This window comes from Streptomyces sp. SPB162 (assembly GCF_029504575.1).
Taxonomy (GTDB): domain Bacteria; phylum Actinomycetota; class Actinomycetes; order Streptomycetales; family Streptomycetaceae; genus Actinacidiphila.
The window spans coordinates 2,540,077-2,555,430 of record NZ_JAQFII010000001.1 but is presented as its reverse complement, the minus strand read 5'-3'; the positions used below and the strand labels follow the sequence as shown (position 1 = coordinate 2,555,430).

The following is a 15,354-nucleotide window of genomic DNA, read 5'->3' as shown; positions in this document are numbered from 1 at the left end:
CGGTGCGGGGCGGTACCACCCCAGTGTGCTGGGTCGGGGGCCGGGCGACCCGGCTGCCCCCGACCCAGAGCCCGGCGCAGGCGAACCCGGGTGGGTGGGGAAAGCCCGCCGCAGGCGTGACGCCGGGGCCCGCGTACCCCCGGCCGTGGTGCTCCGGACCCGCCGGGACGGTCAGCGTTCGCTGTCGAGGTGGGCCATCTGCGCTTCCGGGTAGCGCGAACCCGCCGCCGCGCCGGCCGGCACCGCCGCTTCGATGGCCGCGAGGTCGGCCGCGTCGAGGGTGAGGTCGAGCGCACCGAGCGCCTCCGTGAGGCGGTCGCGGCGGCGGGCGCCGATGATCGGGACGATGTCGTCGCCTTGGGCCAGGACCCAGCCGATCGCGGCCTGGGCGACGGTGACGCCCTTGCCCTCGGCGATCTTGCGGAGCGCCTCCACGAGGTCGAGGTTGCGGTCCAGGTTGTCGCCGGAGAAGCGCGGGCTCACGCCGCGGAAGTCACCCTGGGCGCCGCTCTGCTCCGAGCGCTCGCGCGTCCAGTGCCCGCTGAGCAGGCCGCGGGAGAGGACGCCGTACGCGGTGACGCCGATGCCCAGTTCGCGGGCGGTCGGCAGGATCTCGGCCTCGATGCCGCGGGAGAACAGCGAGTACTCGATCTGCAGGTCCGCGATCGGGGCGGTGGCCGCCGCCCGGCGCAGGGCGTCCGCGCCGACCTCGGAGAGGCCGATGTGCCGGACGTGGCCGGCCTGTACCTGCTCCGCGATGGCGCCGACGGTCTCCTCGATCGGGACGTCGGGGTCGACGCGGGCGATCCGGTAGACGTCGATGTGGTCGGTGCCGAGGCGGTTGAGGGAGTAGGCGAGGAAGTTCTTCACGGCGGCGGGCCGGCCGTCATAGCCGGACCAGCCGCCGTCGATGTCCCGCAGCGCGCCGAACTTGACGCTGATGACGGCCTTCTCGCGGCCCTGGGAGCTGCTGCGCAGGGCGTCGCGGATGAGGAGTTCGTTGTGGCCCATGCCGTAGAAGTCGCCGGTGTCGATGAGCGTGACGCCGGCGTCGAGCGCGGCGTGGATGGTGGCGATCGACTCCGCCTCGTCGGCGCCGCCGTAGAGGGCGGACATGCCCATGGCGCCGAGGCCGAGGGCGGAGACGGCGGGGCCGGTGGTTCCGAGGGTGCGCTTCAGCACGGGGTGCTCCTTGGGCGGGGGAGGGGATGACTGAAGCTTGGCATATGGAGTGACAGATTTCAATATCTGTCACTCCATTCAGGAGACGTGGCGCGGGAGCCGCAGGCTGAGCAGGACCGTGAGGGCGATGGCCCCGAGCTGCACGAGCAGGGTGATGACCAGGGCGTTCCGCATGCCGGCCGAGGGGATCAGGGCCAGGAAGAGGGTGCCGAGCGTTGCCACGCCGAGCGCGAGCGCGGACTGCTGGGTGGTGACCATGACGCCGCTGCCGACACCCGCCCGCTCCGCCGGAATCTCCGCGAGCACGATGCGGAAGAGCACCGGGAGCTGCAGGCCCTGGCCGAAGCCGGCCACCGCCATGCCCGGGGCGAGGTAGGCGATGTTCAGGTGCTGCCAGTCGTGCAGGGCGGCGCCGACCAGGAGGAGTACGCCGAGCGCCTGGATCAGGCCGCCGACGGTGACCACCCGGCTGCCGTACCGGGCGACCAGACGCGGGCCCATCAGGGACGCGGCGAAGAAGGTGGCGGCCAGCGGGGCCATCGCGGCGCCGGCCGCGATCGGGCCGAAGGCCAGGCCCTGCTGCAGGGCGACCGCCAGCACGAGCATGAAGCCGCCGAAGCCGATGGAGAACGGCACGACGAGCGGCAGTCCGCGCCGGATGCCGGGAAGTTCGAACAGGCTCGGCGGCACCAGCGGGGTGCGGCCCTGCCGATCCGCGCGGCGCTCGACGGCGTAGAAGGCGTAGGCCGCGAAGGGGAAGGCGGCGAGTGAGATCCAGGTCCACAGCGGCCAGCCGGAGGCACGGCCCTCGGTCAGCGGCGCCAGCAGCGTCACCAGGGAGACGGCCAGCAGTACGGTGCCCGGCACGTCGATCGGGGCCGGTCGCTCCGAGCGGGTCTCGGGGATGGTGCGGGCCGCCAGGACCAGGCCGATCAGCGCGACCGGCACGTTCACCAGGAACACCGCGCGCCAGCCGGTGCCGGCGATGTCGGCCGCCACCAGCACGCCGCCGAGGATCTGCCCGGCGACCATCGACAGGCCGGCCGTGGCGCCGTACAGGCTGAGCGCGCGGGCGCGCCGTGTCCCGGCGGTGGTGGACTGGATGGTGGCGAGCACCTGGGGGAGCATCAGCGCGGCCGCGGCGCCCTGCGCCACCCGGGCGCCGACCAGCGTCCAGGCGTCCGGCGCGAGGCCGCAGGCCAGCGAGGTCAGACCGAAGGCGGCCATCCCGGCGAGGAAGAGCCGTCGGCGGCCGAACATGTCGCCGAGCCGCCCGCCGAGCACGAGGAGGACGGCGTACGCGGTGCCGTAGCCGGCCACCACCAGTTCCAGCAGGGCCGGTCCCGCGGCGAGGTCGCGGTCGATGGTCGGCAGCGCGACGTTGACGATGAAGAAGTCGATCAGCGGCAGGGCCGCGCCGAGCAGCACGGTGAACAGGCCGAGCGCGGTCAGCACGGGACCGGCGGGGCGCTCGGCGGCCGGCGGGGCCCCGATGCGGGTCACGCGGGGACGGACCGAGGCGCGGGAGGGAAGGACGGGAGTACGTTCCATTGGGGTCACGTGAGCAACCATGCGCCCGTTTTCAGGGTGGTACCAGAGAGCGTTTATCCAGGTATAAGAACCACCAGGCAACTGGCTGCACGATGAGGCATGCTGAAAGCATGCCTACGACGACGACCACCGAGCGGCACGAGTCGGGCGCCGACATCAAGCGGCGCGAGCTCGCCTCGTTCCTGCGCAGCCGCCGCGAGCGCATCGCTCCCGAGCAGGTCGGGCTGCCCGCGGGGCGGCGGCGCCGCACGCCGGGGCTGCGTCGCGAGGAGGTCGCGAACCTCGCCGCGGTCGGCGTCACCTGGTACACGTGGCTGGAGCAGGCGCGCGACATCCAGGTGTCCGCGCAGGTCGCCGACGCCATCGCCCGCGCCCTGATGCTCGACCCGAACGAGCGGGTGCACCTGTTCACCCTCGCCGGTGTCGCGGACCCGAGCCCGTTCGCCGACTGCCCCGGCATGTCGGACCAGATCCGCCTGATGCTGCGGCAACTGGAACCGCTGCCGGCCTTCGTCGCCAACAGCAGGCATGACGTGATCGCGTACAACCGCACGTACAACCGGCTGATCGACGACCTGGACGCGCGGCCCTTCGAGGACCGCAACATCATGTGGCTCGCCTTCACCGACCCCGCCTGGCGCGAGGCGCTGATCGACCGCGAGGAGGTGATCCGGCTGATGGCCGCCAAGTTCCGGTCCGCGATGGCCGAGCACCTGGCGGAGCCGGCCTGGAAGTCGCTCCTCAAGCGCCTCCAGCAGGCGTCACCGGAGTTCTGCGAGGCGTGGGACCGCCACGAGGTGCTCCAGCCGGATAACCGCTCCAAGCGCTATCTGAATCCGCAGGTCGGGCTGCTCACCTTCGACTTCACCCACCTGTGGCTCGGCCCGCGCTCCGGGCCGCGCCTCGTGACGTACACCCCGGCGGACGACGTGACGCGCACCCGGCTGCGGCGGCTGCACGAGCTGTGCACCGCGTCCGCGACGTCCCCGGCAGCCACCCCCGTCTCCGACGCGGTGCCGGTGTTCGCGGCGGCCGGGCGGTCGTAGCGCCCGCCCCTCGTCAGGACTTCGTGACGGCTTCGGCCCCGGCGGTCCTGACCGCCGGCTCCCGCAGCCGCTCCGCGGCCCGTTCGGCGGTCCCGGCGGCCCAGCGGCCGGTGGTGAGCGTGCCCAGGATCAGGACGACGGCCCCGCACCCCGCGATGATCCACCAGGCCGCGGTGTGCAGCTCCGCGGCGATGGCGGCGCCGATCACGGCGACCCCGAGCGACTGCCCGACCTGGCGGCTGGTGGAGGCGACGGCCGCGGCCACCCCGGCCTGCGAACGCGGCATCCCGGACACGGCGGTGTTGGTGATCGGCGCGTTGACCAGCCCGAACCCGATACCGAAGAGCACGTACGAGGTGAACAGCAGCGTGGTGGAGGACTCGGCGTCCAGCGCCGCGAACAGCACGCCGCTGATCGTCATCGCGGTCCCCGCGAGAACCAGCGACAGCCGGGGTCCCCGGTTGGCGACCAGCCGCCCGGACAACGGGGCGAAGACCAGGCACATGACGGCCATCGGCAGCATGGAGAGCCCGGCGTCGAGGGCGGAGAGCCCGCGGGTGTTCTGCAGGTACAGCGTGTTGAGGAAGAGGAAGCCGCCGAGCGCCGCGAAGGCGCTCACCGCTATGACCGTGGCGCCGCTGAAGGGCGCGCTGCGGAAGAAGCCGAGCTCGATCAGCGGGTCCACCCGGCGCCGCTCGTAGCTCACCAGCCCGGCGAGCGAGCCGATCGCGACGGCCAGGCAGCCCAGGATCAGCGCCGACGTCCACCCCGCGTCCGGCGCCTCGATGATCGCGTAGGTCAGGGAGCCGAGCAGGGCGATGACGAGGAGCTGGCCGACCGGGTCCACCCGGCGCGCCGTGGCGGCGCGCGACTCGGGCACGTAGCGGGCGGTCAGGACGAGCGCGAGCAGCCCGACCGGGAGGTTGATCCAGAAGATGGAGCGCCAGCCGACGGTCTGGACGAGCAGCCCGCCGAGCACCGGGCCCGCCGCCATGCTGACGCCGACGACGCCGCCCCACACCCCGATCGCGCGGGCGCGCTCGCGCGGCTCCGTGAAGGTGTTGGTGATGATCGACATCGCGACGGGGTTGAGCATCGAGCCGCCGACCGCCTGCACCATGCGGAAGACGATGAGCCACTGGAGGCTCGGCGCGAGGCTGCAGAGCACCGAGCCGGCGGTGAACAGCACCAGTCCGGTCTGGAAGACCCGGCGGCGGCCGATCCGGTCGGCCGTCGAACCGGCGAGCATCAGCAGCGAGGCCAGCACCAGCGTGTACGCGTCGATCGTCCACTGCAGACCGGCGACCGAGGCGTGCAGCTCCTTCTGCATGGAGGGGAGCGCCACATTGAGGATGGTGTTGTCGAGGCTGACCATGAGCAGGCTCATGCAGCAGATCGCCAGCACGAGCATGCGGCGCCGGGAGCTGAGTTCCGGCACGTCGGACCTCCAGGGATCAGCCGTTCTCCGGCCTCGTGGTCAAGAGCACACAGATACGTGAACGCTACATCGAAATCCCCTTCCGGCGTACGCGACAATGGGGCCATGACCGCTGACGCCACCATGCCACTCCAGATCGGCCCGCACACGGTGTGGCCGCCCGTGGTGCTCGCCCCCATGGCCGGCATCACCAATGCGCCCTTCCGCACGCTGTGCCGCGAGTTCTCCGGCGGCAAGGGCCTGTTCGTCAGCGAGATGATCACCACCCGCGCCCTCGTCGAGCGGGACCCCAAGACGCTGCGGCTGATCCGCTTCGACGCGAGCGAGAAGCCGCGCTCCATCCAGCTCTACGGCGTCGACCCGGTGACCGTCGGCAAGGCGGTCCGCATGATCGCGGACGAGGGCCTGGCCGACCACATCGACCTCAACTTCGGCTGCCCCGTCCCCAAGGTGACCCGCAAGGGCGGCGGCTCGGCACTCCCGTACAAGCGGAACCTGCTGCGCTCGATCCTGCGCGAGGCGGTCGGCAACGCGGGCGACCTGCCGGTCACGATCAAGATGCGCAAGGGCATCGACGACGACCACCTGACGTATCTCGACGCGGGCCGCATCGCCGTCGAGGAGGGCGTCACCGCGGTCGCCCTGCACGGCCGCACCGCCGCTCAGCACTACGGCGGCACCGCCGACTGGGACGCCATCGCCCGACTCAAGGAGCACGTCCCCGAGATCCCGGTGCTCGGCAACGGCGACATCTGGCGCGCCGACGACGCGCTGCGCATGATGCGCGAGACCGGCGCCGACGGCGTCGTGGTCGGCCGCGGCTGCCTTGGCCGCCCCTGGATCTTCGGCGACCTGGTCAGCGCGATGGAAGGCGGGGACGCGCAGGCCCGGCCGACGTTCCGGGAGGTCGCCGTCGTCATGCGGCGCCATGCAGAACTGCTCGGCGAGTGGATCGGCGACGAGGCGCGCGGAGTGATCGACTTCCGCAAGCACGTCGCCTGGTACACCAAGGGATTCTCGGTCGGCTCCCAGTTGCGCCGCAGCCTCGCCGTCTCCTCCTCCCTCGCGGAGCTGGACGAGCACCTGGCCGCGGTGGACCTCGACCAGCCGTGGCCGGAGAGCGCCGAGGGCCCGCGCGGCCGCACCGCGGGCAACAACCGCGTCGTGCTCCCGGACGGCTGGCTGAAGGACCCCTACGACTGCGCCGCCGTCAGCCCGGATGCCGAACTGGACACGTCGGGCGGCTGATCACCGGGGGCGTCCGAAGGATGAGATCGGGCGTCCAGGAGGGCTCCTCCCACCGCGTGATTCACGCCACGTTTGATGATGCCACCGCTCAGATGAGCGTTATGGCATGCCTGCACCTCTCCAAGGGATGGCACTGAGTGCCACTCCGGATCCTCCACTTGATCAACGAATAGCTCACGGAGGGTGAGCGGCGTCCGTCGATCGCGGCACGCTGTGCGGTCGTCGGTTCGACAAGTGAACGGAATCGGCGGCGGACCGCCCGGGCGCGTCACTTTCGATCTAGTGGCAGACGGGTGGTTACGGCCGTCTGATGTGGTGATGGACGTACTGCAAAGCCTTGGGAATGGGTACGCTCCGGGCCGTCAGGGCATCCCTCCCCCAGACCCTGTCCGGGGGGACCTCACGAGGAGTCGAGTCCCGTGTCGGAACAGGTATCGCAGAAGTTCGTCTACGACTTCACTGAGGGCAACAAGGAACTCAAGGACCTGCTCGGCGGGAAAGGTGCGAACCTCGCCGAGATGACCAACCTCGGTCTGCCCGTCCCTCCGGGCTTCACCATCACGACCGAGGCGTGCAAGGTCTACCTGGACTCCGGCGACGAACCCGCGGAGCTCCGCGACGAGGTGAGTGCGCACCTCGACGCCCTCGAACAGAAGATGGGCAAGAAGCTCGGGCAGCCGGACGACCCGCTGCTCGTCTCCGTGCGGTCCGGGGCCAAGTTCTCCATGCCGGGCATGATGGACACGGTCCTCAACATCGGCCTCTCCGACGCCTCCGTGGCCGGGCTCGCCGCCCAGGCCGGGGACGAGCGCTTCGCGTGGGACTCCTACCGCCGGCTGCTGCAGATGTTCGGCAAGACCGTCATGGGCGTGGACGGCGAGCTCTTCGAGGAGGCGCTCGACGAGGTCAAGCGCGCCAAGGGCGCCGAGAGCGACCTCGGCCTCGACGCGGCCGACCTCCAGCAGCTCGTGGAGTCCTTCAAGGGCATCGTGCTCAAGGAGGCGGGCCGCGAGTTCCCGCAGGAGCCGCGCGAGCAGATGGACCTCGCCGTGCGCGCCGTCTTCGAATCGTGGAACACCGACCGCGCCAAGCTCTACCGCCGCCAGGAGCGCATCCCGGGCGACCTCGGCACGGCCGTCAACATCTGCTCCATGGTCTTCGGCAACCTCGGCCCCGACTCGGGCACCGGCGTCGCCTTCACCCGCGACCCGGCCACCGGCCACCAGGGCGTGTACGGCGACTACCTGCAGAACGCGCAGGGCGAGGACGTCGTCGCGGGTATCCGCAACACCGTGCCGCTGGCCGATCTCGAGGGCCTCGACAAGGCCTCGTACGACCAGCTCATGCAGATCATGAACACCCTCGAGACGCACTACAAGGATTTGTGCGACATCGAGTTCACGATCGAGCGCGGCCACCTGTGGATGCTGCAGACCCGCGTCGGCAAGCGCACGGCGGCGGCCGCCTTCCGGATCGCCACCCAGCTCGTCGACCAGGGCCTGATCGACGAGGCCGAGGCGCTGCAGCGGGTCAACGGGGCGCAGCTCGCGCAGCTGATGTTCCCGCGCTTCGAGGAGGCCGCGTCGAGCAAGCGGCTCGGCTGGGGCATCGCCGCCTCCCCGGGCGCGGCCGTCGGCAAGGCCGTCTTCGACTCCTACACCGCCGTCAAGTGGTCGCGGTCCGGCGAGAAGGTCATCCTGATCCGCCGCGAGACCAACCCGGACGACCTCAACGGCATGATCGCCGCCGAGGGCATCCTGACCTCGCGCGGCGGCAAGACCTCCCATGCCGCCGTCGTCGCCCGCGGCATGGGGAAGACCTGTGTGTGCGGCGCCGAGGAGCTGGAGGTCGACACCAAGCGGCGCCGGATGACCGCCCCGGGCGGGATCGTCGTCGAGGAGGGCGACGTCGTCTCCATCGACGGCTCCTCCGGCAAGGTCTACCTCGGTGAGGTGCCGGTCGTCCCGTCCCCGGTGGTCGAGTACTTCGAGGGCCGGATGCACGCGGGCGCCGACGACGCCGACGAGCTGGTCCAGGCCGTCCACCGCGTCATGGCCTACGCGGACCGGGTCCGCCGGCTGCGGGTACGGGCCAACGCCGACAACGCCGAGGACGCCAACCGCGCGCGGCGCTTCGGCGCCCAGGGCATCGGCCTGTGCCGCACCGAGCACATGTTCCTCGGCGAGCGGCGCGAGCTGGTCGAGCGGCTGATCCTCGCCGACACCGACAACGAGCGCGACGAGGCACTGAGTGCCCTGCTGCCGCTCCAGAAGGCCGACTTCATCGAGCTCTTCGAGTCGATGGACGGCCTGCCGGTGACCGTGCGGCTCCTCGACCCGCCGCTGCACGAGTTCCTGCCGGACATCACCGAGCTGTCGGTGCGCGTCGCGCTCGCGGAGTCCCGCAAGGACGCCAACGAGAACGACCTGCGCCTGCTGCAGGCCGTCCACAAGCTCCACGAGCAGAACCCGATGCTCGGCCTGCGCGGCGTCCGGCTCGGCCTCGTCATCCCCGGGCTGTTCTCCATGCAGGTACGGGCGATCGCCGAAGCCGCCGCGCACCGCAAGAACATGAAGGGCGACCCGCGTCCGGAGATCATGATCCCGCTCGTGGGCACCGTGCAGGAGCTGGAGATCGTCCGCGAGGAGGCCGAGAAGGTCATCGCCGAGGTGGAGGCCGCCACCGGCATAAACCTCAAACTGACGCTCGGCACGATGATCGAACTGCCGCGCGCCGCGCTGACCGCGGGCCAGATCGCGGAGGCCGCGGAGTTCTTCTCCTTCGGCACCAACGACCTGACCCAGACGGTGTGGGGCTTCTCCCGCGACGACGTGGAAGCCTCGTTCTTCACCGCCTACCTGGAGAAGGGCATCTTCGGCGTCTCCCCGTTCGAGACCATCGACCGGGACGGCGTCGGCGCCCTCATCCGCTCCGCCTGCGAAGCCGGCCGCGCGGCGCGCCCCGGCCTCAAGCTCGGCGTCTGCGGCGAGCACGGCGGCGACCCCGAGTCCGTCCACTTCTTCCACGAGGTCGGACTCGACTACGTCTCCTGTTCCCCGTTCCGCATCCCCGTCGCCCGCCTCGAAGCGGGCCGCGCGGCGGCGGCCCCGTCCGGCAACGACAGCCGGTGACCGACCTGCTCCAGGTCACCCCGTAGAACCATCTCCACCCTCACCGGGGGCGGCGTCTCGTGCGGAGACGCCGCCCCCTCCTCTTCCCCTGGGTCGTTTCACCGCAGGTCATCCTGCCTCCACCTCCCGTCTCCGTTCCTATCCGGCGTATCTGCCATGATCCGAACATGACTGCTTCTCCCTTCCTGACCCCTCCCCGACTGGTGGCCACCGACCTCGACGGCACGCTGCTGCGCAGCGACGGTACGGTCTCGGAGCGGACCCGGCGGGCGCTGCGGATGGTGGAGGCGACGGGGGCCGAGGTCGTCTTCGTCACGGCGCGGCCGCCGCGTTACGTGGACGCCATCGCCGAGGGTGCGGGGCACGAGGGGACCGCGATCTGCTGCAACGGCGCGATCGTCTACGACGTCCCCGGTCGGCAGTTCCTCGACGCGCGCCTGATGCCGACGGCCGTCGCGCACAAGGCCGCGGAGGCGCTGGTCGCGGCGCTGCCGGGCTCGACGCTCGCCCTGGAGACCGGATACCGCCTCATCAGCGAGCGCGACTTCGGGAAGAAGGACTTCCAGGAGGTGATCGTGGAGAGCGCCGCCGAGCTGTGGGAGGCGGACGAGGACATCGTCAAGCTCCTCGTGCACTCCGACCGGCACCACGCGGACCTGATGATGACCGCGTCCCACGACGCCGCGCTCACCGACGTCGAGGTCACCCACTCCGGCGGCTCCGGCATGCTGGAGATCAGCTCGCCCGGCGTGACGAAGGCCGGCACGCTCGCCCTGTGGTGCGCGGCTCGCGGGATCGCCGCCTCCGAGGTGGTCTCCTTCGGTGACATGCCGAACGACCTGTCCACCCTGACCTGGGCCGGAGCGGGCTACGCGATGGGCAACGCGCACCCGGACGTCCTGGCCGCGACGCCGCTGCGGGCGGCCGCGAACGACGACGACGGGGTGGCGCGGGTGCTGGAGCAGCTGTACGGCTCGTAGTGGCCATTCCAGTGCTCAGAACTTATAGCCGACACCCGTCAGTTGCTCGGACGCCGTCCACAGCAGCTCGCCCGCCCGGTCGTCCTTCGTCCAGGACGCGCGCCAGGAGCGGCGCGGCGCGCCGCGCCAGCCCAGGAACTGCGGGCCGGTGAACGAGTCGGGGGCCACATCGGGCGCCGTGGCCGCGTAGAGCGTGGGCAGCGCGCCCGCCTCCGGCGACTGGCCGACGATGCGGTTACCGACGTGGATGACGCGCTCGATGCGCTTGCGCCCCTCCATCCTGGCGCCCGCCGTCTGGAGGTTCGTCTCGGCGTAGCCGGGGTGCGCGGCGGCGGCCACCACGTCCGAGCCCGACGCCTCCAACTGCCGCGCCAGCTCATGGATGAACAGCAGGTTGGCGCTCTTGGAGCGGCCGTAGGCGATCCAGCGCCGGTAGCGGCGCTCGCTGTTCAGGTCCCCGAGATCCACGTTGGCGACCGCGTGCATCCCGCTGGAGACGCTGACCACCCGGGCTCCGGGTGTCGCGAGCAGCTTCGGCATCAGCAGTCCCGTCAGCGCGAAGTGCCCCAGGTGATTGACGCCGAACTGCGTCTCGAACCCGTCGGCGGTCTGCGTGTACGGCAGCGCCATCACGCCCGCGTTGTTCACCAGCAGGTCCAGCCGGTCGCCGTCGAACTCCTCCGCGAAGGCCCGCACGGAGCCCAGGTCACCCAGGTCCAGCCGCTGGAACAGGGCCCGCGCTTCGGGCACCTCTGCCACCAACCGATCCGCCGCGGCCTGCCCGCGCTCCTCACTGCGGCACGCCAGCACGACGAGCGCCCCGCGCCGCGCCAGCTCCTTCGCGGCGCAGTACCCGATCCCGCTGTTGGCGCCGGTCACCACGGCGGTGCGTCCGGTCTGGTCGGGGATGTCGTTCGCAGTCCAGCCCATGTGACCGGTTCTCCTCGTATAGCTGGCCGAATTCCGGATCCCCCCGGCGGTCAGCTTAGAGAGCGGGCCGCCGATGCACGAGGCATGTGCGCGCGGCAGCGCGTTCCGCGGCCGCCGGGCGGGCGGGGCGGTACCGCCCCGCGGCCCGGGAGGACGCAGCGATTCCGGTCCGCTGCGCTCCCCGGGCGGGGTGGTGGCGGGGTGGTGGGGTGGTGGCGGGGTGGGTGGGGTGAGTGGGGCGGTTCGGGGTGAGGGGGTGCGGGTGGGCGGCTGTGGGCTTCGGGGGTGCGGGTGCGCGGGTGGCTGAGGTTCGGGCGGATGCGGAGTGGTTCTTCTGCGGTGCTGCGCACCTTGACCGGGCGGAGGGGAGGGCCTTGGCGCTGCGCGCCTGGCAGGGGCGGTACCGCTGCGCGGCCCGAGGGGGCAGTGATTCCGGTCCGCTGCGCTCCCCGGGCGGGGTGGTGGCGGGGTGGGTGGGGCGAGTGGGGCGAGTGGGGCGGTTCGGGGTGCGGGGGTGCGGGTGTGGGGTGCGGGCTGCGGGCTTCGGGGTGCGGGTGCGCGGGTGGCTGAGGTTCGGGCGGATGCGGAGTGGTTCTTCTGCGGCGCTGCGCACCTTGACCGGGCGGAGGGGGAGGGCCCTTGGCGCTGCGCGCCTGGCGGGGGCGGTACCGCTGCGCGGTCCGGGGGGCGCAGTGATTCCGGTTCGCTGCGCTCCCCGGGCGGGGTGGTGGGGCGGGTGAGGCGGATGGGGCAGCGCGGGTCGAACGGCGAAGCGGTGGAGCGGGGCGACCGCTTGAGCTCCGGCCGACGCGATGTCGATCACCACCGGGGGCCGGAGCACCGCTATATCGGGTTCTGACCGACCTAAGTCATCCACACCGGCTCAGAAGTCGCCTCACCAATCCCATCAATAACATGCAGTCCCACCGGCACCATCTCTCGGAAGGAAGAGGGGATCAGAAGTCGCCCCGGCCCATGGGCAACCCCCGCCATCCCCCGCAGGGCCTTTCCCACGCGAACCTCTCCGCCTCCCGGCAAGGGAGCGCAGCGAACTGCCCCGCTGCCAGGCGCGCAGCGCCGGGGCCTCCCCCTCCGCCCGGTCAAGGTGCGCAGCGCCGCAGAAGGACCGCTTGCGAGTCTGGACCCTAGCCGCGAGCCAAGGCACCTTTCATCCGAGTCCCCGCCACTGGCAAGGGAGCGCAGCGGTACCTCCCCATCCGCCTCACCCACCCCACCACCCCGCCCGGGGAGCGCAGCGGACCGGAATCACTGCCCCCCGGGCCGCGCAGCGGTACCGCCCCTGCCAGGCGCGCAGCGCCAAGGCCCTCCCCTCCGCCCGGTCAAGGTGCGCAGCGCCGCAGAAGAACCACTCCGCACTGCTCGGACCTCAGCCCCGTCCGCCGGGATCAGTCGCCCACGCACCGTACGTAACTGCCCGGCGTTGCCGCGCACTCGCCCAGCAGATCGGCGAGGTCGAGCAGCGCAGCCCTCTGCGCGTCGTCGGCGCACCGCCGTACCAGGGCGGCGACTTCCTGTTGCATCGCCTGCGCCTCCTGCTCGTTGAACAGGGTGTCGCCGTACGGATCGATCCAGCCGAGTTTGCCCGAAGGGTCCAGTTCGAGCGTGTCCAGCGCGTGCGCCAGCGCCTCACCGTGCTGGTGGGACTCCCGCAGCAGGGTGACGTTGGGCGCGCGCTTCCGCGCGCCGGGACGCTCCGAGTGCAGTTGTAGTTCGATCCCCATCAGCCGAACCTAACCGAGATGGTCGAACCGGCCGGCCCGTACACCCCGGAGGAACTCGCTGAGCTGTGCGGGGGTGGTGGTGAGGACGACATCGGGGTCGTCACTCTCCCGCAGGCGGATCGTTCCGCCGACCGCCGCGAGTTCGACGCAGGCGTTCTCGTCGCCTGAACCGGAGTAGGAGGACTTCTGCCAAATTATCGAGAGCATCTGCTGGCCTTCACATGTGGTGGGCGATGCTGCGAATGAAATCACGCGACTTCTTGACGGGCAGAGCCATCTTCTCTGTTCGTTCGAAGATCGCCCGGTGGTTCTCCAGTTGGGCTTCCGCCTCCAGGAACAGCGCCTTGTGCGCGGTGTCCAGTTGCACGGTATCCAGCTGCGCGACCGCTCCGGAGGCGTAGGTGACGGTGAGTCCGGCGATGTGGAAGCCTCCTGCTTCGAAGGGGACGATTCGTACGGTGACGTTCTCCCGCTCGGAAGCTTCCAGGAGGGCTGCGAGTTGCGCCCGCAGGACCTGTTGATCACCGAACCGCATGCGCAAAGCCGCTTCGTGGATTATGAAGACGCAGGGCGGAGGAGCGTCGCGGTCCAGGATCTCGCGTCGCCGCAGTCGGTGCGAGAGCGTACGGCGAAGTTCGGCCGGTGAGCGGCTGGGAACGGACGCGCTGAGGACCGCCCGTGCGTACTCCTCGGTTTGCAGCAATCCCGGCACATGCATGATTTGCACCACGCGGAGCGCTGCGGCGCAGTGCTCGAGTTCCGCCAGATCCAGGGCACCCGCGGGCAGGATGCCGCGGAAGTCTTCCCACCAACCCGGCTTGCGTTCGGCCGCCATGGCGACCAGTGCGTCGACGTAGGCGCCGTCCGAGCAGGAGTAGTTGGCGGCGAGGGCGCGAAGACGGTCCTCGCTCACGCCGAAGCGGGCAAGTTCCGTGTTGGTGATGTGCGACCGGGTGACGCCCATGAGGTCCGCCGCTTCCTGGATGGTGAACCCCGCGTGCTCCCGCATGCGGCGAAGCTCCGCGCCCAGGCGGCGCTGGCGAGCCGTGATGAACGTTCGGTGGGCCATGTGCGCCTCTCTCGTCGGTGGTTGCCCAGTCTGGCGTGCTCGCGCGATCACTGCCAGCAGGAGACGAAAGTACGCGACTCGGTTGAACTAGATAACCATGAGGTTTACGGTGTGTGGCGGAGTCACTACTTCGCGTACCGAACAACGGAGTTGGCCATGCACCCCGGAACCCGCCTCCCCGCCCAGCCGCCTCCGGCGGCCCACGTTCCCCACACGTTCACGTTGCGCAGCGCCCGCGTCGTCACCGCACCCAGGATCTGCCGGGACTTCGTGGCGGGGGTGGTCCGGGCGATCGGGCGTGACGAGCTGGTCGACTCGGCGACGGTGTGTACGTCGGAGCTGGTGACGAACACCTATCTGCACGCCGGTGGGCCGCACCTTCTCCTGCGGGTCCGGGTGGCGCCCCGGCAGCTGCGCGTGACCGTCGTCGACGGGAGCGCGGTGCGGTTCGGGGAAGGCCGGGCGGACGACGAGGCGTTGAGCGGGCGCGGGTTGTTCCTGGTGGCGGCGCTGGCCGACCGGTGTGGGGCGGCCGATCGCTGGGGGGTGTGGTTCGAGTTGGACACGCCGGTCAAGGGCGTGTGACGCGTTCCGGAGTCAGCGGTCGGAGGCGACCAGGACGATTCTGGGGTGGTGCGGGTCGTCCTGGTGGTCGACGTGAAGGCGCCCGTCGGCTCGGCCGCGCAGCCGGTGATGCGCTGGGCCGGGGCCGGGGGCTCCACCCGGTGGGGGAGGCCGGCGTCGGCGAGGAAGCGGCGCAGGCCGGCCGGCGCGGTGGTGAACGCGGCCGTCAGGTCGGTCTCGCCGTGGATCGGGTCGGCCGAGGCGGTGAAGCGGACGCCGGTGGCGTCGGCGGGCAGGGTGAGGCCGAAGTGGGCGAGGGACGGGTCGAGTTCCGCCGTCGATCGACCGCAGGAGTGGGCGTCCGTCACCAGCGGAGGGTCGTCGTCGAACAGGTGGGAGACGAACACCACGCCCGCCACGGCCGCCGCCACGCCGACGAGCAGGGGTGCGATCAGGATGAGCAGCAGGGTCCG

At 71.2% G+C, this 15,354-nt stretch carries 13 protein-coding genes; 4 read left to right on the top strand and 9 right to left on the bottom strand.

Features of this window, described 5'->3' with window-relative positions; translation table 11 throughout:
* Positions 1 to 171: 171 nt before the first annotated feature.
* Together M2266_RS11765 and M2266_RS11760 are read right to left on the bottom strand one after the other, a co-directional pair.
* Complete coding sequence (locus M2266_RS11765; RefSeq protein WP_277438153.1) at positions 172 to 1,182, bottom strand: aldo/keto reductase; 1,011 nt, start codon at positions 1,180 to 1,182, stop codon at positions 172 to 174.
* Positions 1,183 to 1,260: 78 nt separating this feature from the next.
* On the bottom strand, positions 1,261 to 2,733 hold the full coding sequence (locus tag M2266_RS11760) for an MFS transporter (protein WP_277441164.1): 1,473 nt from the start codon (positions 2,731 to 2,733) through the stop codon (positions 1,261 to 1,263).
* Positions 2,734 to 2,843: 110 nt separating this feature from the next.
* On the opposite strand from M2266_RS11760, the gene M2266_RS11755 reads away from it, so the two are divergent.
* Positions 2,844 to 3,779 (top strand): helix-turn-helix transcriptional regulator, encoded by a 936-nt coding sequence (locus M2266_RS11755; protein WP_277438152.1) that lies wholly within the window; start codon positions 2,844 to 2,846, stop codon positions 3,777 to 3,779.
* Between the two features lie 13 nt (positions 3,780 to 3,792).
* Here the strand turns inward: M2266_RS11755 and M2266_RS11750 are convergent, their stop codons facing one another.
* Positions 3,793 to 5,217 carry an MFS transporter gene (locus M2266_RS11750; RefSeq protein ID WP_277438151.1) on the bottom strand — a complete coding sequence of 475 codons (1,425 nt, stop codon included), beginning with the start codon at positions 5,215 to 5,217 and terminating at the stop codon, positions 3,793 to 3,795.
* Between the two features lie 105 nt (positions 5,218 to 5,322).
* Between M2266_RS11750 and dusB the strand changes: the two genes are divergently transcribed.
* The 3 genes from dusB (at position 5,323) to M2266_RS11735 (ending at position 10,576) form a co-directional block, all read left to right on the top strand.
* On the top strand, positions 5,323 to 6,465 hold the full coding sequence (gene dusB, locus M2266_RS11745; protein WP_277438150.1) for a tRNA dihydrouridine synthase DusB: 1,143 nt from the start codon (positions 5,323 to 5,325) through the stop codon (positions 6,463 to 6,465).
* Between the two features lie 419 nt (positions 6,466 to 6,884).
* Complete coding sequence (gene ppdK / locus M2266_RS11740; RefSeq protein WP_277438149.1) at positions 6,885 to 9,596, top strand: pyruvate, phosphate dikinase; 2,712 nt, start codon at positions 6,885 to 6,887, stop codon at positions 9,594 to 9,596.
* Positions 9,597 to 9,763: 167 nt separating this feature from the next.
* On the top strand, positions 9,764 to 10,576 hold the full coding sequence (locus M2266_RS11735; RefSeq protein ID WP_277438148.1) for an HAD-IIB family hydrolase: 813 nt from the start codon (positions 9,764 to 9,766) through the stop codon (positions 10,574 to 10,576).
* A 15-nt stretch (positions 10,577 to 10,591) separates the two neighbouring features.
* Here M2266_RS11735 and M2266_RS11730 read toward each other — a convergent pair whose 3' ends face one another.
* The 6 genes from M2266_RS11730 to M2266_RS11705 form a co-directional block, all read right to left on the bottom strand.
* Positions 10,592 to 11,506 carry an oxidoreductase gene (locus M2266_RS11730; RefSeq protein ID WP_277438147.1) on the bottom strand — a complete coding sequence of 305 codons (915 nt, stop codon included), beginning with the start codon at positions 11,504 to 11,506 and terminating at the stop codon, positions 10,592 to 10,594.
* Positions 11,507 to 12,912: 1,406 nt separating this feature from the next.
* Complete coding sequence (locus M2266_RS11725) at positions 12,913 to 13,248, bottom strand: hypothetical protein (RefSeq protein WP_277438146.1); 336 nt, start codon at positions 13,246 to 13,248, stop codon at positions 12,913 to 12,915.
* A 9-nt stretch (positions 13,249 to 13,257) separates the two neighbouring features.
* Positions 13,258 to 13,455 carry a DUF397 domain-containing protein gene (locus M2266_RS11720; protein ID WP_277438145.1) on the bottom strand — a complete coding sequence of 66 codons (198 nt, stop codon included), beginning with the start codon at positions 13,453 to 13,455 and terminating at the stop codon, positions 13,258 to 13,260.
* A gap of 10 nt (positions 13,456 to 13,465) precedes the next feature.
* A complete protein-coding gene (locus tag M2266_RS11715) occupies positions 13,466 to 14,317 on the bottom strand; it encodes a helix-turn-helix transcriptional regulator (RefSeq protein WP_277438144.1) in 852 nt (283 codons plus the stop codon).
* Positions 14,318 to 14,442: 125 nt separating this feature from the next.
* Positions 14,443 to 14,670, bottom strand: coding sequence for a hypothetical protein (locus M2266_RS11710; protein ID WP_277438143.1), 228 nt, complete (start codon positions 14,668 to 14,670; stop codon positions 14,443 to 14,445).
* Positions 14,671 to 15,312, bottom strand: coding sequence for a hypothetical protein (locus tag M2266_RS11705; protein ID WP_277438142.1), 642 nt, complete (start codon positions 15,310 to 15,312; stop codon positions 14,671 to 14,673).
* Positions 15,313 to 15,354 lie beyond the last annotated feature (42 nt).